The organism is Bradyrhizobium sp. U87765 SZCCT0048, from assembly GCF_018131225.1.
Taxonomy (GTDB): domain Bacteria; phylum Pseudomonadota; class Alphaproteobacteria; order Rhizobiales; family Xanthobacteraceae; genus Bradyrhizobium_A.
Genome location: NZ_JAFCMM010000001.1, coordinates 1,948,949 through 1,973,420 on the forward strand (window position 1 = coordinate 1,948,949; position 24,472 = coordinate 1,973,420).

Genomic DNA, 24,472 nt, shown 5'->3' on the forward strand with positions numbered 1-24,472 from the left:
GTCGGGTAGGATTTGACCGTGACACTGGCCAGCACGCAACCATGAGCGCCTTTCGTCAGAGCATCGAGACTCTCATTCCGGCGCTACGCCGGTATGCACGCGCGCTGACCCGCGACAGCGAGATCGCCGATGATCTCGTGCAGGACACGCTGGTCCGGGCGCTGCGCTCCGAGCGGCTGTTCATCGGCGGCGACCTGCGCAGCTGGCTGTACACCATTCTGACCAACCTCAATCGCAACCGCCGCCGCTCGCTGGCGCGCAAACCACCGATGACGCCCCTCATGGACACGGCGATCGATGCCAGCGGGACGGAAGCCGAGGGCCGCGATATCGCGAATGCGCTGGCGACACTGGTCGAAGACCAGCGCGCCGTGCTGCTGCTGGTGGTGCTGGAGGGCCTGAGCTATCGCGAGGTCGCCGATATCCAGGGTGTGCCGATCGGCACCGTGATGTCCCGCCTCGCGCGCGCCCGTGCCCATGTCAAATCCTATCTCGATGGCAAGCGCCCGGCGCTGCGCCGCATCAAGTAACAGCGGCTCAACGTGCCGCGACGTTCTGGACAGAGACGACGACGATGACCGACCGCGACATTCCCGTCACTGAAGACGAACTGCACGCTTTTGTCGACAACGAGCTGCCCGCCGAGCGCAGCCAGGCGGTGCAGGCGTGGCTGGCGGCGCATCCTGACGACGCCGACCGGGTCGACACCTGGCGCGCGCTCGGCGAAGCCCTGCAGCAGCGCTATGGCAGCGTGGCGGACGAACCCGTTCCACCGCGACTTGACCTCGAGCGACTGGCGGCACGACCGCGGCGCCTGGTCTGGGGGGCGATCGCCGCAGTGCTGCTCGCCTTTGTCGTCGGCAGCGGTGCCGGCTGGATGGCGCGCAATGCCTGGGCGAACGAGATGAAGCCGATTGACGCGCTGCGTAACGAAGCGATCACTGCACATCGTCTCTACACGGGCGAGGTGCGCCACCCCATCGAGGTGAGCGGCAGCGAGGATCACCTGTTGCCCTGGCTGTCGCGCCGCGTCGGCACGACACTGCGCGCGCCCGATCTGACCAAATTCAACCTCAAGCTGCTCGGCGGCCGGCTGCTGCCGGGCATCACCGCGCCGGCTGCGCTGTTCATGTACGAGAGCCCCACGGGCGAACGTGTGACGCTGTACTGCACGCCGCTGAAGGCACCGACCACCGCGCTGATCTATCGCGAGAGCGGCAACACCGCCTCGGTGCAGTGGACACAGGACGATTTCGGCTGGGTGATCAGCGGTCCGGCGAACAACGACAGATTGAAGACGGTGGCGGCGGCGGCCTACGCGGAACTCGAGACACGCTGACGCGCCACGACGCCCGCGTGCGGTGACCGACCGCACGCAAGGCAGCGAGATCCAGCGCCCGGGATTCGACGCCTCGACTACTGATGATTGGCGAAAATGCAGAGCGGCGTACGCTGCGCCGCGACGCGGACGCGTATCAGCTCGAACGACCGCTATCGCGCTGGGATGCCAGCCACTGGGTCAGCGGCACTGACTTTGACTTGCTGCTGCTCTCGGCCTTGCCCTTCGCGCCACCGCGCGCGGACGATGCGGCACGCTTGCGGACGGGCGTGGCCGGCGCACGCGCGGCCTCTTCGGCTTCCTTGGCGAGGCGAAGCGCGCGCAGGCGCTCCATGTTCTGGCGCACGGCAACGCTGCGCTGTTCGTATTCAGCAAGTGCCTTTGCAGCTTCCGCGGACGCAGCCTGCTGCTTGTCGGCGCGGGACGGTGAATCGGGAGAGGAAGGATTGTCGGTCATGCCTTCCGATATAACGGTTCGTGCACGAATTACCAGCGTTTCGCGCGCGCTACTTCAACGCAGCGCACACGAAGATGTCGCGAATGCCTCACGTATTTTCACGAAATTGCCGGGAACGCGCCGAACTCAGGCCATGCCGCTGCGCGGATTGTAGGGATGATGCGCGCGCCACTTCTCCATCAGCGCCTCAAGCTCGGCATCGGCGCCGTCCGGCAGCACGATGCGCAATGTGACGAACAGATCGCCGTTGCCGCTGCGCCCCTTCGGCAGGCCCTTGCCCTTTAGGCGGAAGGTGCGGCCGCTCGAAGTGTTCTTCGGCACCGACAATTCCACGGCACCGTCGAGCGTCGGGACGCGCACCTTGCCACCGAGCACCGCTTCATAAAGCGTCACCGGCAAATCGACGCGCAGATCCTCACCATCGACCTTGAACGCCGGATGCGGCGCGATCGACAGCGTGATCAGCACGTCGCCGGGCGGGTGCCCCGGCGCGCTCTCGCCTTGCCCCTTGAGCCGAATCTGCTGACCCGACGTCACGCCCTTGGGAATGCGAACGTTGAGTTCCTTGCCTGTCGGCAGGCGCACGCGCTTCTCGCCGCCATTGACGCTCTCTTCGAGCGAAATCGTCATGGTGACGCTCAGGTCGAGATCCGGGCCGCCGCCGAACGGGCTACCGTCGAACTCGAAGGTGCGCGCACCGGCGCCGCCGCGGCCTGCGCCACGCATGCCCGCACCGGCCGCGCCGCCGAACATGCTGGAGAGAATGTCCTCGAACGAACCTCCGGCTCCGCCGGCGTCCCCGCCGCGGAAGCTGTACTCGAAACCGCCCGCACGGCCGGCTCCGGCCCGCCCACCCCCCGGAAAGCCCTGGAAACGTGGCTTGCCCTCGGCGTCAATCTCGCCGCGGTCGAACTGTTTGCGCTTGTCCTCGTCGCCCAGGATCTCGTTGGCCGTATTCACCTCGGCAAAGCGGGTGGCGGCCTTGGGGTCGTCCTTGTTGGCATCGGGGTGATGCTTCTTGGCGAGTTTGCGAAACGCGCTCTTGATCTCGGCAGCGCTGGCGCTTCGCTGCACCCCCAAGACCTCGTAGGGGTCGCGCATCCGTCTCATCTCCTTCGGGAAATACCTGGATCGGGCCGAACAGCCCGGTTTCCTCTCATGTGGGACGTCCGTGGCATTTTTGCAACGGGGTGGGAAGGCGCCTCAGCCCCGTTTCCACTGTTGCATCGCCCGGATCTCCCACCGCCCCTGGCCCGCGCGGCATGCCTCGCCCTGCAGCCAGGCCTCCGACTTGCCCTTGACGTAGCTTGCCAGGAAATCCCGGCAGGTGCGCCCTTCGCTGGTGTAGGAACTCGCGAGCGGGGTCACCGAGCCGCGGGCACCGGTCTTCGGATTCTCCCACGGCTGGCTCGAATCCTTGCCGCCGCGCGTCAGCACGTCGGAGGCGGCATTGCGGGCGAAGGCGAGATCGCTGTCGCTCGGCCCTTCGTCGACCTCGACAGCCGGAGCGATCGAGCCGGTGACATCGGAGATGTCAACCCCGTCGGCCTTGACCTCCGGCGTCTGGCTCATGCGGAACGAGCAGCCACCGGCACCGGCCCCGACCAGCAATGCGACGATCAACGCAATTCCGCGCCGCGTCGCCGTTAGGCGATCGCCGTTGCATCCCCTATATAGGGGCCGACATGCGTTCCCAAACGCTGGCAAGCGCAACCCCGGATACTCCATACCATGACCGACGCGCCTCCCATCGAACACCAGGATCAGTTAACAGCTGGTGATTTTACGGCTGCACAGGAGCCATTTGCGCTGTTTTCGGAATGGCTTAAGGAGGCGAGCGGGACCGAACCCAACGATCCCAACGCGATGGCACTGGCGACCGTCGACAAGGACGGCCTGCCGGACGTGCGCATGGTGCTGCTGAAGGGCTTCGATGCCGACGGCTTCGTGTTCTACACCCATATTGCCAGCCAGAAGGGCCAGGAGCTCGCCGCCACTCCCAAGGCCGCACTGGTGTTTCACTGGAAGTCGCTGCGCCGCCAGGTCCGCGTGCGCGGCCTCGTCAGCCCGGTCACCGACGCCGAGGCCGACGCCTACTTCGCCACCCGCCCGCGCCAGGCCCAGATCGGCGCCTGGGCCAGCAAGCAGTCCCAGCCGCTCGAAAGCCGCTTTGCTTTCGAGCAGGCGATCGCGCGAGAAGGTGCAAGGCATCTCATCGGATCGGTCCCGCGGCCGCCGGGCTGGAGCGGCTACCGCATCACGCCACTGGCCATCGAGTTCTGGCACGACCGCCCGTTCCGCCTGCACGACCGGATCGAGTTCCGCCGCACTTCCGCGAGCGAAGCCTGGAGCAAGATCCGGCTCTATCCCTGACCGACTGTCGTCCGGCCCCGTCCGGACGGCCTGCCGACGCTTCGCCCGCTGACCGTGCCTGAACGAGACCCCGATGCCCAGTTCCGCTTCCAACACGCCACGCCGCACGCTGCTCCTGACCGGCGCGAGCCGCGGCATCGGCCATGCCACCGTGATCCGGTTTTCCAGCGCCGGCTGGCGGGTCATCACCTGCTCGCGCCATGCCTTCCCCGAAGAATGCCCGTGGGACGCCGGCCCTGAAGATCATATCCAGGTCGACCTGTCCGATCCGGACAGCACGCTCGCGGCGATCAAGGAGATCCGCTCCCGCCTCGAGACCGGCGAATTGCATGCGCTGGTCAACAACGCCGCGATCTCGCCGAAGGCACCAGGCGGCGCGCGGCTCGGCACACTCGACACCGACATGGAGACCTGGGCGAAGGTGTTTCGCGTCAACTTCATGGCGCCGATCATGCTGGCGCGCGGCCTCGTCAACGAACTGAAAGCCGCCAAGGGTTCAGTGGTGAACGTCACCTCGATCGCAGGTTCACGGGTGCATCCGTTCGCGGGCGCGGCGTACGCCACCTCAAAGGCAGCGCTCGCATCGCTGACACGCGAGATGGCATCCGATTTCGGCCGTGTCGGCGTCCGCGTCAACGCCATCGCGCCGGGCGAGATCGACACCTCGATCCTGTCCCCAGGCACCGAAAAGATCGTCGAAAGCCAGATCCCGATGCACCGCCTCGGCACGCCCGACGAGGTCGCCAAGATCATCTACGTGCTGTGCACGGAAACGTCGTCCTACGTGAACGGCGCCGAGATCCACATCAACGGCGGCCAGCACGTCTAAACTTGTCGCGCGTTAAAGGCATCACCACTCCTCATCCTGAGGAGCAGGCGAAGCCTGCGTCTCGATCGATGAGGCCGCTGACGCAACGCCTCGGCCTCATGGTTCGAGACGGCGCTAACGCGCCTCCTCACCATGAGGAGGACGCGAAATGCGAAAGAAGCGAACGCTTCCATCTCGAGACGTGAGATCCCAGGATCTCGCCGACCGACGATTGCCTCTCAGCGCCAGCCCATCACGCGGTCGAGCACGTCTTCCGGTGACGCGCACAGACTCGCGGCACCGGCGCCTGTCAATTCCGACGCGCTGCCGTAACCATAGGTGACGCCGATGGCGCGCAGGCCGTTCTTCGCCGCGCCGACGACATCATGGCTGCGGTCGCCGATCATCACCGCGCGAGCAGGATCGACCCCGGTTTCCGCCAGCGCATAGGCCAGCAGATGGCCCTTGTCGACGCGGGTGCCGTCGAGCTCGGAGCCGAACACACGCGTGAAATAGCCGCGCAGGGCGAAGTGATCGATGATGCGCTCGGCAAACACCCGCGGCTTGCTGGTGGCGACGAACAGCGTCAGCCCCGTCGCCTGCAGCGCGGAGAGCGTCGCCTCGATGCCAGGATAGACGGCGTTCTCATAAAGGCCCGTATCCGCGAAACGCTCGCGGTAGAGCTCGACGCCGCGGTCGGCGAATTCCTCACCACCGAGCAGCGTGACGAAGCTCGCGCGCAACGGCGGCCCGATGCACCATGTCAGATCGTCCTCCGACGGCACGGGACGATCGAGCTTGCGCAGCGCGTACTGGATCGAGCGCGTGATCCCCGGCTTGGGATCTGTCAGCGTGCCGTCGAGATCGAAGAAAATGGTATCCATGGCTCATCCGGAAGAAACGCCCGGCCAACGGCGCGCACGCGCAACCCCGCCGGCCCCGAACCACCGGGCGATAGGCGAGAAACGCCGCGCCGTCCAGCGGACGGACGAAATACCAGGCCTTCCGGAAGCGACGGGCCGGCCGCGGCAAGCGCCCTACAGCCACTTCTTCCACTTGAAGAACACATAAGGCAACACCGCGGCGAGCACCATGGCGACCAGCGCCATGGGATAGCCGTGCGTCCACTCGAGCTCCGGCATCAGCTTGAAGTTCATGCCGTAGATCGAGGCGATCAGCGTCGGCGGCATCAGCACCACCGCCATCACCGAGAACAGCTTGATGATGTTGTTCTGTTCGAGATTGACGACGCCGAGCATGGCATCGAGCACGAACTGGATCTTGTTGGAGAGGTAGGAGGCGTGATCGGTCAGCGACTGCACGTCGCGCTGCATGGTCTTGAACATCGCCTTCTGTTCCTTGCTCCAGCGGCCGTTGTCGGTTTCGACAGCGACGAAGGACAGCACGCGTCCGATCGACACCAGACTCTCCCGCACCTTGGAGACGAGGTCGCCCTTCTTGCCGATGAACAGCAGGATCTGCGAATAGGTGCGGGCATGACCGCGTTCGGCGGATGGCTCGAAGATCTGGGTGCTGACGCTGTCGACATCGGCGCCGGCGCGCTCGAGGATATCGGCATTGCGATCGATCACTGCGTCCAGCAGGTCAATCAGCACGGTGTCGCCGGTGATGTGCTGGGGACAGCCCCGGGCGAGCTTGGCTGCCACCAGCGGAAACGGCTTGGGTTCGTCATAGCGTACGGTAACGAGCCGGTGATCGGTCAGGATGAACGACACCGGTGTGGTGCGCGGCGCCCCCGAATCCGCCGCGCACATCAGGGTCGCGGTCATGTAGCGCGCACCATTCTCGATATAGAGACGGCTGGAGATCTCGATCTCCTGCATGTCTTCGCGGGTGGGGATCTCGATCCCGACGAGCTTCTCCACCGCCTTGTCCTCGCCCGGCGACGGAGTCTTCAGGTCGATCCAGACCGCCTCCTGGGGCAGCGCGTCCAGGCTGAGGTCGTCGAGCTTCTTGAGCGAGCCAGCGGCCGGGACGAAAGCTGTCAGCATCGAAAATCCTTCTCTGATCGCCCCGATCCGGTTGCCTGCCGGACGGTTACGCCGCCGCAGCCGGCTCTTCGTCCGTCAAAGCGCAAATCGACGCGATTCGTGCAACAGCGGCGCGGCCCCACCGCATGCCGCCACTCCCCGGGGTCCGCGGTTGAACAGCATTGTTTTGCGACGCCGACGTGACACTGGTCCGGCCGCGCAGCGGACTTGCCCAATCGTACGGCAGCGCCCGAAAAGCCCGCGACAAAAATGCCACAGGTGGTTCGCCGGATGGCGCAAGGGCGTGGGAATGAGTGGAATTGCCGCAGGTACATGCGATAATCATCGTCATCCGGAATCGGCGGCTGGGGGCTGCCCATCCCGCAAAATTGCGCTGGGAATTCAACGGGAACTGCGATGCCGTCGCTCGGATCCAAACTGGGAGTTGTGGCCGCCAGCCTGATGCTGGCAGGCTGCATGCAGGCCACCACCTACGAGAAAACCTCCGAGGCGACTTTCAAGCCGCGGGACAAGGAGTATCTCGCCAAGGTCAGCTACCAGAAAGTCCAGGTGCCGGAGCCATTCCGCCGCGCCATTGTGGAATACCACCGCAAGGAAGCGCCGGGCTCGATCCTGGTCGACTCTGACAACCACTATCTCTACTACGTCCTCGATGGCGGCAAGGCGATCCGCTACGGTATCACCGTGGGTGAGGAAGCCATGGCGTGGTCCGGCGTCGCCAAGGTCGGCAGCATGACCGAATGGCCGGCATGGCACCCGACCAAGGGCGAGATCGAACGTCTCGGCGTGCCGACCTTTGTCGCACCCGGCCCTGACAATCCGATGGGCTCACGGGCGATGTACCTGTACTCGGGCGGCAAGGATACGCTGTTCCGCATCCACGGCACCAACCAGCCGGAATACATTGGCGCCTCGATCTCGTCGGGCTGCATCCGCATGACCAACGAGGACGTGATCGACCTCTACAACCGCGTCAAGCTCGGCACGGTGGTGGTGGTGCTCCAGCCGAAGCAGGGCGACTCGCCCTACAATCCGAAGATGGCGCTGCAAGGCGGCGGCGGAACCTACTGAGCCGACCGGTTCGGCGGGAACACGCGGGCGGTTTCGCCCGCGTTTTGCGGCTTGAGCGCAATCCACGCGACAGGGCTGCATGCGATCAGCACGGGCGGCGCATCCGCGGCGCCCGACATATCGATTTTGGTGCGGCGCCGACTGCGCGCAGCGGTCGCACCCAAAAGTAGGGCACGCGCAGACACAGACATCTATAATGACTTTGCGAAAAGTCGATTTGCTTGGGAATGAACCGATGGCGTCTTTCGGAGTGAAGCTGGGCCTGATCTGCGCGAGCCTGATGCTCGCGGGCTGCATGCAGGCCACCGTCTATGAGAAGGCTCCGGAAGCCAGTCTCACGTCGCGTGACAAGGACCAGTTGTCGAAGGCACGCTATGCCAAGGTCAGCGTTCCGGAGCCGTATCGTCGCGCCATCGTCGACTATCACCGCAAGGAAGCACCGGGCTCGATCCTGGTCGATTCCGACAATCACTACCTCTACTACGTGCTCGATGGCGGCAAGGCGATCCGCTACGGCGTGACTGTCGGCGAGGAAGCGCTCGCCTTCTCCGGCGTTGCCCGCGTCGGCAACATGCAGGAATGGCCGAAGTGGACGCCGACCGCGGACATCCACAAGCGCATCGAAGGCCTGCCGCAGCAGGTCGCCGGCGGCATCGACAACCCGCTCGGCGCGCGCGCGCTTTACCTCTATCAGGGCAACAAGGACACCCTGTTCCGCATCCACGGCACCAACCAGCCGGAATACATCGGCGAGTCGATCTCCTCGGGCTGCATCCGCATGACCAACGAGGACGTCATCGACCTCTACAGCCGCGTGAAGATGAACAGCGTCGTCGTGGTGCTCGAACCCAAGCATGGCGACTCGCCGACCAACCCCAAGCTCGCGCTGCAGGGCCCGGCCAGTTCAGCGAACTGACGCCCGCCACGAGGACCTCTGAATTGAAGAAGCGCCGGGCGACCGGCGCTTTTTTGTTGCCCTCGCGAACGCAAGAGCCGGCTACGCCACCCGGTAGCCTCGCTCACGGCTTGCAATCCGCGGCTAGCGATGTCGATCAGGACGCGCGCGGTGGCGCGCGCTTGCGAGCCGGCTTGCGCGCCGGCTTCCTGGCGGGCGCCACGGCTGGCGGCTCTGCGGCCTGCGGCTCCGCCTCGCTGCCCTGCCCGTCAGCCTCCACGGCCGGCGCCGCGCCATCCTGGGGCTGAGCAGCCTCGCCCGCCGGATGGCCGTCACGGCCGCTGCCCTTGCCGGGCTCGGCACGTTCGGCGACCTCGCGCGGCGGCGCCTCCGGCGGCCGCTCTGCCGGCAACAGCGGCGCCACCGTCGGCAACGGATCGTAGACATTCCACTGGCACATCCGGTAGCCGCCGCGGCGCTCAGCGAGATCGAGATGGATGTGATCCTCGTGATACCAGTCCGAACCGGGACCGAGCACGGTGGTGAAGCGCGCACAGACCGAGTGCAGCACCTCCTCGCGCACCGGCCGTGCCTCGGCACGGTCGGTCAGCGAGATGAAGCGGCCACTCGCCAGGCGCACACCGCGCACGTCCAGTGCGTTCGCACGGCCGTGCTCGGACAGCTTGGCGCCGACGATGCGATTGCGGCCGCGGCATTCGAACGAGTCAAAATTTTCGACCTCGCTCACCGTCGAGCCGAGGCGCTCGGCAAGCGGCGCAATGTCGGTACGCACCCAGTCGGCGACAGCACGTGCCATCGGGCAGCGCAGGATCGCCGCCGGCTTGAGCGCCACGCGGCGACTGCCGCCGATGACGACTGCCTCGAGCCTCACCAGATCCTCACCCCCGCACGCCCCCGGACCACGGATCGGCGCGATGCTCGGCGCAATCGCAATATCGTCAGTCAACGCAAGACGACAGGGTGATTGCGGCGGCGGCGCCGGTACGGGTCGCGCGGCAGCGACCCCAGCCTTGCCCGCTTGCGCCATTCCCGGCGGCTCAGCCGCCGTGTCGGCAGGCGCCGTCCCTTCGCCCTCCGCCGCCTGCTCGCCTTCGGCTGCCGGTGTGGTGTGCTGGCGCGTTTCGGCCTGGTCCGGCGTGTGCCCGGCTGGCGCGACAGGCCGGGCCGGGGCCGCAGCCGGGCGCGGCCGTGGCAGCGGAACGTCGCCCCGCGCCAGCGCCGGCATGGCCCCCAGCAACAGGCAGAACGCGACCCCAAAAGGGCGTATTGTCCTTTGGCCGCAGGGCTTTCCGCCAGTTGACCATTTGCGACCGTCGCGGTCCGCGCTAGACTTCATGACAATCCCCTAGAGCATTTTCCGACCAAGCGGAATAAGCGGCCGGGGGCAGCAACAATGATTTGTGAGGAGGAAACACCGGATGCTTGGCTTGATGCAGGACTGGCCGTTGCTGTGCCATCGGATTATCGACCACGCCGCCCGAATCCATGGCAGCCAGGAGGTCGTGAGCCGGTCGGTGGAAGGGCCGATCCACCGCACCACCTACGCCGAGATCCGCAGCCGCGCGCTCAAGGTCGCACAGCGCCTCGACCGTGACGGCATCAAGCTCGGCGATCGCGTCGCGACCATCGCATGGAACACCTGGCGGCATCTGGAGTGCTGGTACGGCATCATGGGCATCGGTGCCGTCTGCCACACCGTGAACCCGCGGCTGTTTCCGGATCAGATCGCGTGGATCGTCAACCACGCCGAAGATCGCATCGTCATCACCGACCTCACGTTCGTCCCGATCCTGGAGAAGATCGCAGGCAGCCTGCCGAGCGTTGAGCGCTACGTCGTGCTGACCGACAAGGCGCACATGCCGCAGACGACGCTGAAGAACGCCGTCGCATACGAGGACTGGATTGCCGAGGTCGACGGCAATTTCGCCTGGAAGGAGTTCGACGAAAACACCGCGGCGGCGATGTGCTACACATCCGGCACGACGGGCGATCCCAAGGGCGTGCTGTATTCCCATCGCTCGAACGTTCTCCATGCGCTGATGGCGAACAACAAGGACTCGCTCGGCGCGAGCGCCAGCGACACAATGCTGCCGGTGGTGCCTCTGTTCCATGCCAACAGCTGGGGCATTGCGTTTTCTGCTCCATCGATGGGAACCAAGCTGGTCATGCCCGGCGCCAAGCTCGACGGCGCCTCGGTCTACGAGCTGATGGACACCGAGAAGGTGACGATTACGGCCGGCGTGCCGACGGTGTGGCTGATGCTGCTCAATCATATGGCCAACAACAAGCTGTCGCTGCCGAGCCTCAAGCTCGTGGTGTGCGGCGGCTCGGCGATGCCACGCTCGATGATCAAGGCATTCGCCGACATGGGCATCGAGTCGCGCCATGCCTGGGGCATGACCGAGATGAGCCCGATCGGAACGCTCGCTGCGCTCAAGCCGCCGTTCGACAAGCTCGAGGGCGACAAGAAACTCGACGTGCAGCAGACGCAGGGGTACCCGCCGTTCGGCGTCGAGATGAAGATCACCGACGACGAAGGCAAGGAGCTGCCGTGGGACGGAAAGACCTTCGGGCGCCTCAAGGTCAGCGGCCCGGCAGTGGCGAAGGCCTACTTCCGCGTCGATAGCAACATCCTCGACAAGGAGGGTTACTTCGACACTGGCGACGTCGCGACCATCGACGAAGCCGCCTACATGCGCATCACCGACCGCTCCAAGGACGTGATCAAGTCCGGCGGCGAATGGATCTCGTCGATCGATCTCGAAAACCTCGCCGTCGGCCATCCCAAGGTGGCCGAAGCCGCGGTGATCGGCATCGCCCATCCGAAATGGGATGAACGCCCGCTGCTGATCGTACAACTCAAGGACGGCCAGACCGCGACGCGCGAAGAAATCCTTGGCTACATGGACGGCAAGATCGCCAAGTGGTGGATGCCCGACGACGTCACCTTCGTTTCGGCGATTCCCCACACCGCGACCGGCAAGATCCTGAAGACCGCGCTGCGCGACCAGTTCAAGGACTACACGCTGCCGACCGCGGCGGCGTAAGTCCGGCGGACGCCAGCCATCACCGATGAGATCGTGCCCGGCCCGCGCCGGGCACGAGGCGTTTCAGGCCCCGCCTGGCCGTCATTGCGGCCGTCGAGCAGCGATCCGGACATGACGCTGCAGGGGTCACCCGTCCCGCCGGGCCTCGCCGTGGAGGGCTGCGCCCCGCCCCGGTCCGGATCAATCGCCGCTTGAATTTACCGCCCGGGCGTGGTCTCAACCGACCTGTTCGTCGCCAGCCTTCGTTTCCATCCCACGATGCCCGCCCATGGCGGTCCCGCCGGATGAGGCCGGCACGGGCCCGGCCTTTTGGGTTCGAGATGCGGCCGGCGGCCGATCCGCACCACGGGGCGCGGCCCAGGCGGACCCAACAGGGACGACGAGATGGCTCGCAGGTTCTCCGCGCCTTACCAACTGGAGCCGGTTTCGGCGCTCGCCACCTGGGCGCGCTTGCTGGCGGTGTTCTCGCTGATTGCCACGGCGGTATCGATCATCGTCATCCGCTTCGGCTTTCTCGAATTCAAGCCCGCGCTGATGACCTTCTTTGGCGCGCTCGGTCTCGCCGCGCTGTCGATCCTGGTGGCGTTCGCCGCCTTCGCTGCGATCTGGCAGAACGGCTCGCGCGGCATGGGACGCATTCTCGTCGCCCTCGTGCTCGATATCGTGATCCTGGCGTATCCGGCCTATCTCGGCCTGCAGTACCGCAAGCTGCCGGCGATCCACGACATTACCACCGATCCGATCGATCCCCCGCGCTTCGACGCACTGGCGCGGCTGCGCACCGGCGACGGCGCCAACCCCGCCGCCTACGCCGGCCTCTATTCCGCCGAACAGCAGCAGCAGGCCTATCCCGACATCGAGCCGGTGACACTGGACGTCGCGCCGCAGAGCGCCTACGACGTGACGCTCAAGCTCGTCAACCGCCGCAAGTGGCTGGTGATCGACGAGCGCGCGCCGCAGCCTCCGCGCATGATTGGGCGCATCGAGGCAGTGGCACGCACGCCGATCATGGGCTTTCGCGAGGACATCTCGATCCGCGTGCAGCCCGATGGCGACGGCTCGCGCGTCGATATTCGCTCGGCGTCACGCTACTTCGCGCACGATCTCGGCTCCAACGCCGCTCGCGTCAGCAAGCTGATCGACGATATCAACGACGCCGCCGACAATGCCAAGCCTGCCAAGAAGGCCCCGACGCCGAAGCCGGTCGCCCCCAAGGCACCGGCGAAGCGGTAGGCGCGAGTCCTAAACCAGGCGGTAGCTGCCCACGATGGTGGGATCGCCCTCGGTCGCGACCACGCCGCGGTGGACGAGGTCCTCAAGGTGGGCCAGCACCGAATAACCCGCAGCCCCCGTGAGGCGCGGATCGATGCCGATATAAATCGCACGCACCAGCGTCGGAATATCGGCTTCGCCCTTGGCTAGACGATGCAGGATCGATGCCTCGCGTGCCTTGCGGTGACGGATCAGGAAGCGCACGAAGCGTTGCGCTTCCGGGATCTCCGGACCGTGGCCGGAGAAGTACAGCGTCTCGTCACGCCCGGCGAGCTTCTCGAGCGACGCCATGTAGTCGACCATCGAGCCGTCCGGCGGCGCGACGATCGAGGTCGACCAGCCCATCACATGGTCGCCGACGAAGGTCAGCTTGCGCTCCGGCCAGGCGAAAGCGACATGGTTGGCGGTATGGCCGGGCGTGAACACCGCCTCGAGCGCAAAGCCATCGCCGGTGATGACGTCGCCGTCGCGCACCACCTCGTCCGGCACGAAGTCGCGGTCGGCACCGGACTCGGTGGTCGCCTTCTCGCTCTCATAGCGCGGGCGCGATGCGCGGTGCGGCCCTTCGGCATAGACCGTCGCACCGGTCGCCGCCTTGATCCGCGGCGTGTTCGGCGAATGGTCCTTGTGGGTGTGGGTGACGAGGATGTGGCTGACGGTCTCGCCGCGCACGGCCTCGAGCAGTGCGTTGGCATGGACCTCGTTGTCGGGACCGGGATCGATGATCGCGACCTTGCCGCGGCCGACGATGTAGCTGACCGTGCCGGTGAAGGTGAAGGGCGAGGGATTGTTGCAGACGATTCGCCGCACGCCGGGCACGACCTCTTCCACCACGCCATGCTTCAGCGGGAAGTCGCGGTTGAAGGGAATGTCGTCGTTGTCGTCAGCCATGGGGGCCTCTCGCAGCTCCGGCACGATCAAGGTCTTTTCCTCCGCCGCGAGGAAAAGACGTGGATGGCCGGGACAAGCCCGGCCATGACGCAGAATATGATGGCGCACTTTGCCGATACAACCGCGCCGCCCGCAGGCTCGGCTCGCATTTGAGCAGGATGAGTATACGGGCGCACATCGCGCCCGCTCCTCATGGTCAGGAGGCCCGCGAGCGCCGTCTCGAACCATGAGGCCGTAACGCTCGGGCCTCATCCTTCGAGACGCCCGCTGACGCGGGCTCCTCAGGATGAGGGCCAGCGAGCGTCGCTTACGAGAACGCCTGGATGCCGGTGATGGCGCGGCCGAGGATCAGGGCGTGAACGTCGTGAGTGCCCTCGTAGGTATTCACGGTCTCGAGGTTCTGGGCGTGACGCATCACCTGGAATTCGCTGGAGATGCCGTTGCCGCCATGCATGTCGCGCGCGACGCGGGCGATGTCGAGGGCCTTGCCGCAGTTGTTGCGCTTGACGATGGAGATCATCTCCGGCGCCATCTTTCCGGCATCCATCAGGCGGCCGACCTGCAGCGAGCCCTGCAGGCCCAGCGAGATGTCGGTCATCATGTCGGCGAGCTTCTTCTGCACCAGCTGGGTGGCGGCGAGCGGCCGGCCGAACTGCTTGCGGTCGAGCACATACTGGCGGGCGCGATGGAAGCAGTCCTCGGCGGCGCCCATGGCGCCCCACGAAATGCCGTAGCGGGCGCGGTTGAGACAGCCGAACGGGCCCTTGAGGCCGGAGACGTTGGGCAGCAGGTTTTCTTCCGGCACCACCACACCGTCCATCACGATCTCGCCGGTGATCGAGGCGCGCAGGGAGAGCTTGCCCTTGATCTTCGGCGCCGAGAGACCCTTCATGCCCTTTTCCAGCACGAAGCCGCGGATCTGGTTGTCGTGCGCGGCGGACTTCGCCCACACCACGAACACGTCGGCGATCGGGGCGTTGGAGATCCACATCTTGGTGCCGGTCAGGCGGTAGCCGTCGGCGACCTTCTCGGCGCGGGTCTTCATGCCGCCGGGATCGGAGCCGGCGTCCGGCTCGGTCAGGCCGAAACAGCCGACCCATTCACCCGAAGCGAGCTTGGGCAGGTACTTCTTGCGCTGGGTCTCGTCGCCATAGGCGTAGATCGGATACATCACCAGCGACGACTGCACGCTGTTCATCGAGCGATAGCCGGAGTCGACACGCTCGACCTCGCGCGCGACGAGGCCATAGGCGACGTAGCCGGCGTTCGCACAGCCGTACTCCTCGGGAAAGGTGACGCCGATCAGTCCGAGTTCGCCCATCTCACGGAAAATCTCGCGGTCGGTCTTCTCCTCGAGATAGGCGTCCGTCACCCGCGGCAGCAGCTTTTCCTGGGCGTACTGGCGCGCAGTGTCGCGGATCATGCGCTCGTCTTCGGTGAGCTGATCCTCGAGCAGGAAAGGGTCGTCCCACTGGAACGACGCCGCGGCCGGCTTGTCCTTGGTTTGCGCACGCACGCTCATGGGTGGTCCTCTTTCCTTTTGAATTATTTGACATTTTGCCGCGGGATGACGACCCGGCGGCGTTGGCGGCAGGTTACGGTCTTGCGGTCACAATGCAAGGCCCCGCCACGCAGAGGCCCATGCGGGATATATTTTAAGCTTAAAACGTTTATCGGCGCAATGGCCCCGCTCGGGGGCCGGTCGGCCAGCCGGCCGACGCCTCGGCGTGACAGGCTCCCCGCCGGCTCGCCAGGGAGTTGTCGCATCGCCAGCCGGCATCCGCATCGCGCCCGCAGAATGCGGGCGCACGTGGCGCATCGTCAGCCTTCCAGCGGCTCGCTGCAGACGATCTCGATGCCGAAGCCGGACAGACCCTTGTAGTCGTGAGTCGACGACGTCAGGTTGCGGATCGAGGTGACGCCGAGGTCGCGCAGGATCTGCGCGCCGACGCCGACCTCACGCCATTGCCGGTTGCGATCGGCTTCCACCGAGGCGGCCTCGGCGAGCGGCTCGACCGGCACGCCGGCCGCGCCGTCGCGCAGGTAGACCAGCACGCCGGAGCCGCGCGCCTTGAACTGCTCGAGCGCCGCCAGCACGCTGCGCGGGCCGTTGAACAGATCCTTGACGATGTTCGGCTTGTGGAAACGCGTCAGCACGTTCCTGCCGTCGCCGATGCCGCCGTAGACGAACGCGACATGATAGATCGGATCGAACGGCGAGCGGTAGGCGTGGCCTTCCAGAGGCCCGATCGGGCTGTCGACCGTGAACGACGACACCCGCTCGATCAGCTTCTCTCGTGCCTGGCGGTAGGCGATCATGTCAGCGATGGTGACATGCTTGAGCTGGTGCTTGTCGGCGAACGCCGCGACCTGCGCGCCCTTCATCACCGTGCCGTCGTCGTTCATCAATTCGCTGATGACGCCAACGAGCGGCAGGCCCGCGAGCCGGCAGAGATCGATCGCCGCTTCGGTGTGGCCCGAACGCAGGAGAACGCCTCCGTCGCGGGCGATCAGGGGAAAGATATGCCCCGGGCGGGCAAAGTCGCCGGCGCCGACATTGGGATTGGCGAGCGCGCGGCAGCACGCGGTGCGCTCCTCCGCCGAGATGCCGGTGGTCATGCCCGGCTTGTAGTCGATCGACACCGTGAACGCGGTGGAGTGGTTGGAATCGTTGTGCGCCACCATCGGATCGAGCCGCAGGCGGCGGGCGTCCTCGACGGTGATCGGCGCGCAGACGATGCCGGAGGTATGGCGGACGATGAACGCCATTTTCTCCGCCGTGCAGAGCGACGCGGCAACGATGAGATCGCCCTCACCCTCGCGGTCGTCATCATCGGTCACCACCACGATTTCACCGGCCGCGAAGGCCTTCAGGACGTCGGAAATGGGATGCGGCATCGGCGCTCACTCTGGAATAACGGGTCTTCCCCATCGTATGGCGCATCATATGGGGGCGCGCAACCATGGTTCCACGACATGGCAGCTCGGCGGGGCGGATTCAGGCGTTTGAAACAGCCCAATCCGGGGTTGGCATTCGCGCCCGAAGCCGCTAAACGTCCGCCCCCTTCCCCATCCCTGCCCACGTTGTCGGATCCTTCATGCCGAGTTCCTCTCCTGCTGTCTCCATCGGCGTCGATTTCGGCACCAGCAACACCGTGGTCGCGCTGGCGAGCCCCGACGGCCAGGTCGATGCCATCCGCTTCGACCATGGCGGCAAGAACCACAGCGTCTACGTCTCGGCGCTGTGCTTCTGGGAAGACCGGCCGGGCAGCGGCCTCGACCCGCGCGCCGAGGGCGGCCCGTGGGCGATCGAGCAGTTCCTCGAAGGCCGCGCCGTCCATCGCTTCATCCAGTCGTTCAAGACCTTCGCCGCCAGCAACGCATTCAACACCACCCAGGTGTTCCGCAAGCGCTACAAGTTCGAGGACCTGCTTGCCGCTTTCCTGCGGACGCTGACGCGCCACGCCGGCGCCGGCTTCGACCTCACCGCGCCGACCATCATGGTCGGCCGCCCGGTGAAGTTCGCGGGCGGCAACCCGGACGAAGCGCTGGCGATGCAGCGCTACCAGAGCGCGTTCGCGCGGCTCGGCGCCGAACACGCGCGCTACGTCTACGAGCCGGTCGGCGCGGCATTCTCGTTCGCGCGCCATCTCGACCACGACGCCACCGTGCTGGTCGCCGACTTCGGCGGCGGCACCAGCGACTTCTCGGTGATGCGTTTCACCCGCAAGGGCGGCGCGCTGCGCGCCGAACCGCTGGGACACGCGGGCATCGGCATCGCCGGCGACAACTTCGATTTTCGCATCGTCGACCATGTGGTGTCGCCGAAGCTCGGCAAGGGCTCGACCTACCGCTCGCTCGGTAAAGTGCTGACGATCCCCAGCCACTACTACTCAAACCTCGCGCGCTGGCACCAGCTGGCGATGCTCAAGGGATCGAGCGACCTGCGCGAGATGCACACGCTGGCACGCACAGCCGACAAGCCGGAGGCGCTGCACAACTTCATCACCATCGTCGAGGACGATCTCGGCTTTGCGCTCTACCGCGCGATCTCGCAGGCCAAGGTTGGCCTGTCGCAGCACGAGCGCGTCGACTTCCGTTTCAAGAGCAGCGGCATCGACATCGGCGCGACCATCACCCGGGCCGATTTCGAGAGCTGGATCGAGGACGACGTCGCCCGCCTCGGCGCCACCGTCGACACCGTGCTCGACCAGGCGGGCCTCGCCGCGCAGGACATCGACAAGGTGTTTCTCACCGGAGGCACCTCGTTCGTGCCGGCAGTGCAGCGCATGTTCCGCGAGCGCTTCGGCGCCGAACGGCTGACTTCCGCTGACCAGTTCGAATCCATCGCTTTCGGGCTCGCCCTGATCGGCCAGACCGCGGAGCCGGAGAGGTGGACGGTGGCGGCCTGAATTGGCACGGACGGGCGCTCGTGAAGAGCCGATCGGGAAGAGGCTGATGATCTGCTGCGAGGCCGTGACCTGACGCCCCGACAAGGGACCCGGGCGCCTCGCCTTCCTCGCCGGAGCGGACTGAATTCCGCCGTCGCGGCAGAGGCTTTGACAAAAGGACGCCCGGACCCCTATCCTTGTCCGGCTCATATTTCATTTTTTTCATCTCGCTCTCGAATTTTTGCAGGGGGCAGCCGTGCAATTCATCGGACAGCTGCGCGCGCTCGTCGCGCAGACACTCGGACATCTCGGAACGACCGCGCGGGTGCTCGTCATCCTGGCGGGATGCCTGCTGCTCGGCGGCATCATCTTCTGGCTGTGCAACGAGCTGATCTACTTCTTCATCGCCCGCAGTTATGCCGAGGAAATCGCCGACGTCTACGACCTCAACCGCGGGTTCGCACGCGCTGTTCTCTGGGCCAGCTTCGTCGTCATTGTCATCCTCGCCGGCTGGACCCTGTCGTTCTCGAAGATCAAGCGCCGACTGGGCATCGCGGGGCTCTGCGCGTTCGCGATCGGACACTCGCTGCTGATCGCCCGGATCGATGCCAATTTCCAGCGCAACGGCGTCGCCGAGAAATGCTACGTGATGACGCGCAACAGCATCAAGACACTCAACCGCGTCGGGACTGATCCCGAAACCGGCCGGGAATGCCGCCCGCTGACGCCGCAGATCGTCGAGAAGCTCGAGCAATACAGGAACGGCCATCGCCCGACACAAATCACCTCCAGCGATCCGAAATTCTTCGATGCCGTCACCGGCGAGCCGATCGTCTGGTTCGCCAACAACGAACAGGGCAGTATCGAACTGTTCGACCTGATGGGCTTTCATCCGCGCACCGGCGCCGAACTGACACCAATCACCCGGCAAGCCATCGAGCTCTGGCGCTCGCAGAACGCGAAGCTGATCAAACGCACCGCTGCGCGGGTCGACGACCCCGACACATTCGGCTTCTTCGATCCGACCACGGGAAGCGCCAAGTTGTGGTACTGGCGGGGCGACGACGGCACCTATGAATTCTATGATGGACCAGGCTTTCATGCGCGTTCCGGCGACGCGTTCAAACCGGTGACGCGCGACATCATCGCCGACTGGCGCCAGCGCGTCGAAGCCGCGGCGGCCAAAAAGCGGGCCGACGACGAGCGCCTCGCCAGAGACGCTGCCGAGCGGGCAGCTCTGGCCGCGCAGCAGGCCAGGGAAGCCGCCGACCGCGAACGTCTCCAGCAGCAGGCTGCGGCCGAAGCGCAGCAGAAACTGCAGCAGATGGCCGCGGAATGCGATCGCCTCGCCGGCAATCCCACCGACGCGCGGCATGTGGGAGACGGCGTATCCTTCGACCTGCTGAAGCGGCAGGCCGATCAGGCCTTTGACGCCTGTACGAAAGCCGGACAGGCCTTTCCGTCCGAACCGCGTCTGCAGTACCAGCTGGCGCGGGCCGCCCAATTCAAGGACAAGAAGCTCGCGTTCGATATCCTGTCGCGCCTCACCCAGGCGAGCTACCCTGCGGCCTTCGACAACCTCGGCGGCATGTATCTCTATGACCGCCATGACACCACCACCGCCATCGCCCTGTTCCGCCGTGGCAGCGAGCTTGGCGATCCCGACTCCATGGTCAGCCTGGTCGATCTGATCGATCGCGGGCTCGTTGCCGTTCCCAATCCGGAGCAGGCCAGGCTCGCTCTGCTGCAGCGAGCGGCGGGGCTCGGCCACGCCGGGGCTCAGCGCGGCTATGATGCCGAGCTTCAGAAGGCCAATCAGGCTCGCGCCAACCAGGCGACCCAGCAGCAGATGCTGGAACTGTTCGGCGCCATCGTGCAGGGTGTCGCCAGACGATAGATGGGCGTTGTCGCGGTCGGCGCGTCACACCTCGCCGTGTGGCGGCATCGTCTCCTCCATCAGCGCCATAGCGATGAGACCGATCACGCCCGTGACCAGCAGGTACCACGCCGGCGCCAGCGCATCGCCGGTGACATGGATCAGCCAGGTGACGACGAGCTGCGCGGTGCCGCCGAACAGCGCGATCGCCACCGCATAGAGGATGGCGAAGCGGCTGCCGCGGATCGGCTTCGGAAGGCTTTCGGTCATCGCGGCGTAGAACGCGGTGAACGGCAGCGAGCCGATCAGGGCCAGCAGTCCGAAGCCGCCGAGCAGCGCGGCCGGGCTCTTTGCCGTCACCATCCAGAGGAACACCGGCCAGGTCAGCAGCAGCGCGGCAAGCTGCGGCCACACCATCACCGGCCAGCGGCCATACCGGTCGGCGAGCCAGCCGCCCATCAGCGCGCCGAGGATGCCGAGGCCGTTGCTGACCACCGAGGTTGCGAACGCAAGGCCCGCGCCGACGCCCAGCGTGGTCTCCGCATAGGTCGTCATGTACTGGGTGACATAGGTGGTGATGGTGCCGCTGGCGAGCACAAAGAGCCCGAGCAGCATCAGCCGGCGATGGCCTTGCCATCGCCCGCGCCCGTCCGCACCCTGCGCGGTGGCGTGAACATGCTCCTCCGGCAAATGGATCGATTCCGGCATGCGCGCGCGCAGCCACAGGCCGAACGGCAGCGTCAGCGCGCCGATCAGGAAGGCAATGCGCCAGCCATAAGCGTCAAGCGCGTCATGGGACATCACCGATGACAGCACGAGGCCGACGAAGGCGGCGAAGGTCGCCGCAATCTGCTGGCTGGCCGGCTGCCAGGCGACGGCGCTGGCGCGGCGCCCCGGCGGCGCGGTCTCGATCAGGTAGGCGGTGGTGGGGCCGACCTCGCCACCGAGCGAGAAGCCCTGCACCATGCGCGCAAGGATGGCGAGGATCGGCGCGGCAATACCGATACTGGCATAGGACGGCAGCAGCGCCAGCACGACGATGGCGCAGCCCATCATCGCAAAGCTCAGCACCATGGCGGGGCGTCGCCCCGCACGATCCGAGTAGAGGCCGATCACCACGCCGCCGATCGGCCGGGTGATGAAGCCGGCGCCGAAGGTCGCGAGCGACAGCATCAGGCTGGCATAAGGGCTATGGGACGGAAAGAACGTCCGGCCGATCTGTACGGCGAAGAAACCGTAGGTGAGGAAGTCGTAAAATTCCAGCATGTTGCCGATGGTGGCGGCCAGCGTGGCGCCGCGCGGCGGCTGCGCGATCGCAGCGTCGGGCCGCGTCGCGGGGGGCACGGCAGCCACGGGCACGTTCAACATCGGCTCGGTCATTCGGCCTCGCATCGGGCAATGACGACGACTTGAACAACGGTAGCGGGAACACCAGGTTCCGCAACGGTGTTTGTGCTCTGAGAACCAGGGAGTCCGCCATGAAGACCGCCCTCCTCGCCGCCGCGGCAGCGGCCGTCGCCGCCACGCTGGCAAGTGCCGCCCCGGCCCGGGCCGACGTCTATTATCCGTGGTGCCGCCTCGGCAACCACGATTGCATGTATTCGACGTTCCAGCAGTGCATGGCCGCGCTGTCCGGCACCTATGGCGACTGCCGCCGCAACGTGATGGTGCCGCCGCAGCAGGTCTACGACGTCGACGCGCCACGCCGTCACCACCGCCGGCATTCGCGGGCGTGAGTCAGGGCATCACGATCTGTTGCGGCCCTCAGCCGCCCGAAATGATCGCGCGAATCAGCATCGCCGCTTCCTTGCGTGGCAACGCGACCGCCTCGCGATAGAGTAGCGCCCGGCTGCGGCAGTACCGCGGCTTGTCCTTGTCGGCGACATCGGTGCGCTCCATGAGGTCGAAGTCGTCCCGCGTCATGCCCCTGGCCATCAGCCGCTTGATGAGCTTGGCCCAGAGCGCCTTGTCGGCCTGCTGCGTGGCTTCGGGCCGCTCCGCCCAGGTCTGGGTGACCCGCTCCCTGATGCGCTCGGCGCGCTGCTGCAGTTCCGGCGTCGTGTCGGCCCCGACCGCCGGCTCGGTCGACGCATAGGCAAAGCAGCTCGCGGCGCTCCTTGCCGCCAGCATATCGATGCTGTCGGCGTGCAGGTTGGCGATGTCGATGAGCACGTCGTCGGCGGCGCGGACCTGCAGCGCGACCACGGCATCGTGAACCTTGTTGCCCATGCTGACCGCGAGTTCGTTTTCGGTCTTGCCCGCGACGACACCGTCATGAATCACACCGACAATGCCGTCGAAGCGGTCGGGATCGCGCTTGCGCACCGCCTCCATCCAGCTGTTGCTCTGCACGATCCAGTCCGCGAGGTTGGCGCGCGTCAGCGCAAACTCGTATCCCGAGCTCGCAAAGTCGCCACCGTCTGACACGCGGGTGATGACATGGGCCTGCAGAAGCTCAGCCGCAGACGGTTGCCAGATGCTGGCGTTTTCCGTCGCCAGTGCCCGCGTGATGAACTGCGGGCTGTAACCGGCTTCCGAGAAGACCCGCCGCTGTCCGATCAGCTCAGGCGTATCCTTCTCGTCCTTGCCCGCGAACGAGCCGCGATGGAAGCCGAGCGTGGCGCCCTTCAGGAGAACACGCTCGCGTCCGCCGGCGAAAGCGACCGTGCATGCCGACATGCATCGTCCGGACACGTAGGCGATCAGGCCGTTGTCCTTGATCAGCTGATAGAGTTTTTCGCCCTCGCCGATGCGGCCGCCGACGCTGGTCAGATGCACGACACGGATCTGCCGCGACGCGCGCAGGACCACGGCGAAATCGTCCGTCAGGCCATACTTGATGCCACCGGAGATCTCGGCCTCGGTGCCGTTACGCATCACGCGGATGCTGTAGTCGGGCACATCCGGGTCGTCATAGAAAGCGATGCGGCCGAGTTCGCGCAACTGCGGCGCGGCCTGTTTGATCCCGATTGCCACCCCCTGCAACAGCCCGAGGAACACCATGATGCGCGCGACGTAGCCCCACGGCGCGATCCGTCCGCTGGCGCGGCGCGTCGCGATGTAGCGGCCGGCGGAGCGCCAGACACTGACCCATTGCCACATCTGGATCACGGCAATCGCGAACCACATCCCGCTGAATGCCACGAACAGCGGCAACGGACTGAAGCCGGATTTCACACCGGGCGCGAGACTGATGCCATAGGGCACCAGCAGGATCGCGATATTGCCGAGAATGCCGAAGACCCAATAGGCCACCGGCAGCGAGTACTCACCGCGCCAGTTGCGGGCGATGAAGTTGTTGAAACGATGCGATGGGACAGCATCGGATGCCGCGGCCGCGGCCGGAGCGGCTTGCAACGGCTCGGGCGCCTCGCGAACAGCTTTTGCACGCCCCGCACGCGCATCGCGGATTGTCCCCGCCAGAAAGCCGATGAGCATGAGCGGCACGATGGCGCCGAAGAGATAGCCGATGTTCTCCGCCGTCCCGAGGTCGTTCCACGGCCGCAGCACGGGCCCGCGCCATTCCAGCAGCACATCGGACGCCGTCAGTAGCGTGCCGGGAATGGCGCCGTACAGCGCCCAGCGAAACTTCGCGCGGCGCCGCGGCGCGATGCTCGCTGGTTCGAGCGCCTCGGCCACCGTCTTCCAGTTGTCGAAACCGTCGCGCCAGACCCAGAGGCGGTCGGCACGCGCATGGCCGGCGATACGTTGCCTCAATTCGGCTTCACTGAGCGGACCGACCCGGTCGCGACCATCCTGCAAGAACCACGCGACGCCCATCGTGCTCCACCCCGCGAGGGCGCACCGTCAGGCCGGCCGCGCATGCTCGCGGCCGGACGTTCGCCCCCAACGGAAAGCCTGCCACAACCGGAGCGAGAATCAAACGGGCCGCGCGTATCGAGCCGGCGGAACGCCGTGCCGCTCAGACGCCAGACGCTAGGCGCCAAGGCGGCGCCATCGCCGGTCGGGCGAGACCGGACAATCGTCCGGGAGGGATCGGGGCGCGCTCACGCGCGCCC

At 66.1% G+C, this 24,472-nt stretch carries 22 protein-coding genes; 11 read left to right on the forward strand and 11 right to left on the reverse strand.

Annotation, left to right across the window (positions count from 1 at the left end):
* Nucleotides 1-41 precede the first annotated feature (41 nt).
* Nucleotides 42-530, forward strand: coding sequence for a sigma-70 family RNA polymerase sigma factor (locus tag JQ639_RS08530; RefSeq protein WP_211965692.1), 489 nt, complete (start codon nucleotides 42-44; stop codon nucleotides 528-530).
* A gap of 44 nt (nucleotides 531-574) precedes the next feature.
* Nucleotides 575-1,339, forward strand: a complete 765-nt coding sequence (locus JQ639_RS08535) for an anti-sigma factor family protein (protein ID WP_211965693.1) — start codon at nucleotides 575-577, stop codon at nucleotides 1,337-1,339.
* Between the two features lie 136 nt (nucleotides 1,340-1,475).
* On the opposite strand, the gene JQ639_RS08540 is transcribed toward JQ639_RS08535, so the two are convergent.
* From JQ639_RS08540 to JQ639_RS08550, 3 genes are all read right to left on the reverse strand, one after another.
* Entirely contained in the window at nucleotides 1,476-1,796 is a 321-nt protein-coding gene (locus tag JQ639_RS08540; RefSeq protein WP_211965694.1) for a hypothetical protein, read from the reverse strand.
* 126 nt (nucleotides 1,797-1,922) lie between these two features.
* Complete coding sequence (locus JQ639_RS08545) at nucleotides 1,923-2,897, reverse strand: DnaJ C-terminal domain-containing protein (protein ID WP_211965695.1); 975 nt, start codon at nucleotides 2,895-2,897, stop codon at nucleotides 1,923-1,925.
* Between the two features lie 102 nt (nucleotides 2,898-2,999).
* Nucleotides 3,000-3,419, reverse strand: coding sequence for an RT0821/Lpp0805 family surface protein (locus tag JQ639_RS08550; protein ID WP_349644622.1), 420 nt, complete (start codon nucleotides 3,417-3,419; stop codon nucleotides 3,000-3,002).
* A gap of 108 nt (nucleotides 3,420-3,527) precedes the next feature.
* Here JQ639_RS08550 and pdxH point away from each other — a divergent pair, with 108 nt between their 5' ends.
* Both pdxH and JQ639_RS08560 read left to right on the forward strand, forming a co-directional pair.
* Nucleotides 3,528-4,169, forward strand: a complete 642-nt coding sequence (gene pdxH / locus JQ639_RS08555) for a pyridoxamine 5'-phosphate oxidase (RefSeq protein ID WP_211965697.1) — start codon at nucleotides 3,528-3,530, stop codon at nucleotides 4,167-4,169.
* 73 nt (nucleotides 4,170-4,242) lie between these two features.
* Nucleotides 4,243-4,998: an SDR family NAD(P)-dependent oxidoreductase gene (locus JQ639_RS08560; protein ID WP_211965698.1), complete on the forward strand. Its 756-nt coding sequence runs from the start codon at nucleotides 4,243-4,245 to the stop codon at nucleotides 4,996-4,998.
* A gap of 218 nt (nucleotides 4,999-5,216) precedes the next feature.
* Here the strand turns inward: JQ639_RS08560 and JQ639_RS08565 are convergent, their stop codons facing one another.
* Nucleotides 5,217-5,861 (reverse strand): HAD family hydrolase, encoded by a 645-nt coding sequence (locus tag JQ639_RS08565; RefSeq protein ID WP_211965699.1) that lies wholly within the window; start codon nucleotides 5,859-5,861, stop codon nucleotides 5,217-5,219.
* Nucleotides 5,862-6,014: 153 nt separating this feature from the next.
* On the reverse strand, nucleotides 6,015-6,989 hold the full coding sequence (locus tag JQ639_RS08570) for a magnesium transporter CorA family protein (RefSeq protein ID WP_211965700.1): 975 nt from the start codon (nucleotides 6,987-6,989) through the stop codon (nucleotides 6,015-6,017).
* A gap of 396 nt (nucleotides 6,990-7,385) precedes the next feature.
* On the opposite strand from JQ639_RS08570, the gene JQ639_RS08575 reads away from it, so the two are divergent.
* Nucleotides 7,386-8,060, forward strand: a complete 675-nt coding sequence (locus tag JQ639_RS08575; protein WP_211965701.1) for a L,D-transpeptidase — start codon at nucleotides 7,386-7,388, stop codon at nucleotides 8,058-8,060.
* 235 nt (nucleotides 8,061-8,295) lie between these two features.
* Nucleotides 8,296-8,976, forward strand: coding sequence for a L,D-transpeptidase (locus tag JQ639_RS08580; RefSeq protein WP_211965702.1), 681 nt, complete (start codon nucleotides 8,296-8,298; stop codon nucleotides 8,974-8,976).
* Between the two features lie 136 nt (nucleotides 8,977-9,112).
* Here JQ639_RS08580 and JQ639_RS08585 read toward each other — a convergent pair whose 3' ends face one another.
* Nucleotides 9,113-10,312, reverse strand: coding sequence for an extensin family protein (locus JQ639_RS08585; RefSeq protein ID WP_211965703.1), 1,200 nt, complete (start codon nucleotides 10,310-10,312; stop codon nucleotides 9,113-9,115).
* A gap of 82 nt (nucleotides 10,313-10,394) precedes the next feature.
* Here JQ639_RS08585 and JQ639_RS08590 point away from each other — a divergent pair, with 82 nt between their 5' ends.
* Both JQ639_RS08590 and JQ639_RS08595 read left to right on the forward strand, forming a co-directional pair.
* Nucleotides 10,395-12,023, forward strand: coding sequence for a fatty-acid--CoA ligase (locus JQ639_RS08590; protein ID WP_211965704.1), 1,629 nt, complete (start codon nucleotides 10,395-10,397; stop codon nucleotides 12,021-12,023).
* A 384-nt stretch (nucleotides 12,024-12,407) separates the two neighbouring features.
* Nucleotides 12,408-13,256 (forward strand): DUF1499 domain-containing protein, encoded by an 849-nt coding sequence (locus JQ639_RS08595; protein ID WP_211965705.1) that lies wholly within the window; start codon nucleotides 12,408-12,410, stop codon nucleotides 13,254-13,256.
* A gap of 9 nt (nucleotides 13,257-13,265) precedes the next feature.
* Here JQ639_RS08595 and JQ639_RS08600 read toward each other — a convergent pair whose 3' ends face one another.
* From JQ639_RS08600 to ribB, 3 genes are all read right to left on the reverse strand, one after another.
* Nucleotides 13,266-14,186, reverse strand: coding sequence for an MBL fold metallo-hydrolase (locus JQ639_RS08600; RefSeq protein ID WP_211965706.1), 921 nt, complete (start codon nucleotides 14,184-14,186; stop codon nucleotides 13,266-13,268).
* Nucleotides 14,187-14,493: 307 nt separating this feature from the next.
* Complete coding sequence (locus JQ639_RS08605; protein ID WP_211965707.1) at nucleotides 14,494-15,708, reverse strand: acyl-CoA dehydrogenase; 1,215 nt, start codon at nucleotides 15,706-15,708, stop codon at nucleotides 14,494-14,496.
* Between the two features lie 299 nt (nucleotides 15,709-16,007).
* Complete coding sequence (ribB, locus tag JQ639_RS08610; RefSeq protein WP_211965708.1) at nucleotides 16,008-17,084, reverse strand: 3,4-dihydroxy-2-butanone-4-phosphate synthase; 1,077 nt, start codon at nucleotides 17,082-17,084, stop codon at nucleotides 16,008-16,010.
* A gap of 200 nt (nucleotides 17,085-17,284) precedes the next feature.
* On the opposite strand from ribB, the gene JQ639_RS08615 reads away from it, so the two are divergent.
* Together JQ639_RS08615 and JQ639_RS08620 are read left to right on the forward strand one after the other, a co-directional pair.
* Nucleotides 17,285-18,598 carry an Hsp70 family protein gene (locus JQ639_RS08615; protein WP_211965709.1) on the forward strand — a complete coding sequence of 438 codons (1,314 nt, stop codon included), beginning with the start codon at nucleotides 17,285-17,287 and terminating at the stop codon, nucleotides 18,596-18,598.
* A 235-nt stretch (nucleotides 18,599-18,833) separates the two neighbouring features.
* Nucleotides 18,834-20,474, forward strand: coding sequence for a tetratricopeptide repeat protein (locus JQ639_RS08620; RefSeq protein WP_211965710.1), 1,641 nt, complete (start codon nucleotides 18,834-18,836; stop codon nucleotides 20,472-20,474).
* Nucleotides 20,475-20,498: 24 nt separating this feature from the next.
* On the opposite strand, the gene JQ639_RS08625 is transcribed toward JQ639_RS08620, so the two are convergent.
* Nucleotides 20,499-21,719: an MFS transporter gene (locus JQ639_RS08625; RefSeq protein ID WP_249123094.1), complete on the reverse strand. Its 1,221-nt coding sequence runs from the start codon at nucleotides 21,717-21,719 to the stop codon at nucleotides 20,499-20,501.
* A 212-nt stretch (nucleotides 21,720-21,931) separates the two neighbouring features.
* Between JQ639_RS08625 and JQ639_RS08630 the strand changes: the two genes are divergently transcribed.
* Complete coding sequence (locus JQ639_RS08630) at nucleotides 21,932-22,189, forward strand: DUF3551 domain-containing protein (RefSeq protein WP_211965711.1); 258 nt, start codon at nucleotides 21,932-21,934, stop codon at nucleotides 22,187-22,189.
* Between the two features lie 28 nt (nucleotides 22,190-22,217).
* Here the strand turns inward: JQ639_RS08630 and JQ639_RS08635 are convergent, their stop codons facing one another.
* Nucleotides 22,218-24,233: a GYF domain-containing protein gene (locus tag JQ639_RS08635; RefSeq protein WP_211965712.1), complete on the reverse strand. Its 2,016-nt coding sequence runs from the start codon at nucleotides 24,231-24,233 to the stop codon at nucleotides 22,218-22,220.
* Between the last annotated feature and the right edge of the window lie 239 nt (nucleotides 24,234-24,472).

Excerpts from the sequence above, each read along its gene's own strand:
- JQ639_RS08560 (WP_211965698.1), top strand. The coding sequence starts at position 4,243 with ATGCCCAGTTCCGCTTCCAACACGCCACGCCGCACGCTGCTCCTGACC.
- pdxH (WP_211965697.1), top strand. The coding sequence starts at position 3,528 with ATGACCGACGCGCCTCCCATCGAACACCAGGATCAGTTAACAGCTGGT.
- JQ639_RS08625 (WP_249123094.1), bottom strand. The coding sequence starts at position 21,719 with ATGCTGGAATTTTACGACTTCCTCACCTACGGTTTCTTCGCCGTACAG.
- JQ639_RS08570 (WP_211965700.1), bottom strand. The coding sequence starts at position 6,989 with ATGCTGACAGCTTTCGTCCCGGCCGCTGGCTCGCTCAAGAAGCTCGAC.
- JQ639_RS08600 (WP_211965706.1), bottom strand. The coding sequence starts at position 14,186 with ATGGCTGACGACAACGACGACATTCCCTTCAACCGCGACTTCCCGCTG.
- JQ639_RS08635 (WP_211965712.1), bottom strand. The coding sequence starts at position 24,233 with ATGGGCGTCGCGTGGTTCTTGCAGGATGGTCGCGACCGGGTCGGTCCG.
- JQ639_RS08530 (WP_211965692.1), top strand. The coding sequence starts at position 42 with ATGAGCGCCTTTCGTCAGAGCATCGAGACTCTCATTCCGGCGCTACGC.
- JQ639_RS08585 (WP_211965703.1), bottom strand. The coding sequence starts at position 10,312 with ATGAAGTCTAGCGCGGACCGCGACGGTCGCAAATGGTCAACTGGCGGA.
- JQ639_RS08545 (WP_211965695.1), bottom strand. The coding sequence starts at position 2,897 with ATGCGCGACCCCTACGAGGTCTTGGGGGTGCAGCGAAGCGCCAGCGCT.
- JQ639_RS08580 (WP_211965702.1), top strand. The coding sequence starts at position 8,296 with ATGGCGTCTTTCGGAGTGAAGCTGGGCCTGATCTGCGCGAGCCTGATG.
- JQ639_RS08575 (WP_211965701.1), top strand. The coding sequence starts at position 7,386 with ATGCCGTCGCTCGGATCCAAACTGGGAGTTGTGGCCGCCAGCCTGATG.
- JQ639_RS08540 (WP_211965694.1), bottom strand. The coding sequence starts at position 1,796 with ATGACCGACAATCCTTCCTCTCCCGATTCACCGTCCCGCGCCGACAAG.
- JQ639_RS08630 (WP_211965711.1), top strand. The coding sequence starts at position 21,932 with ATGAAGACCGCCCTCCTCGCCGCCGCGGCAGCGGCCGTCGCCGCCACG.
- JQ639_RS08590 (WP_211965704.1), top strand. The coding sequence starts at position 10,395 with ATGCTTGGCTTGATGCAGGACTGGCCGTTGCTGTGCCATCGGATTATC.
- JQ639_RS08615 (WP_211965709.1), top strand. The coding sequence starts at position 17,285 with ATGCCGAGTTCCTCTCCTGCTGTCTCCATCGGCGTCGATTTCGGCACC.
- JQ639_RS08605 (WP_211965707.1), bottom strand. The coding sequence starts at position 15,708 with ATGAGCGTGCGTGCGCAAACCAAGGACAAGCCGGCCGCGGCGTCGTTC.
- JQ639_RS08535 (WP_211965693.1), top strand. The coding sequence starts at position 575 with ATGACCGACCGCGACATTCCCGTCACTGAAGACGAACTGCACGCTTTT.
- ribB (WP_211965708.1), bottom strand. The coding sequence starts at position 17,084 with ATGCCGCATCCCATTTCCGACGTCCTGAAGGCCTTCGCGGCCGGTGAA.
- JQ639_RS08565 (WP_211965699.1), bottom strand. The coding sequence starts at position 5,861 with ATGGATACCATTTTCTTCGATCTCGACGGCACGCTGACAGATCCCAAG.
- JQ639_RS08595 (WP_211965705.1), top strand. The coding sequence starts at position 12,408 with ATGGCTCGCAGGTTCTCCGCGCCTTACCAACTGGAGCCGGTTTCGGCG.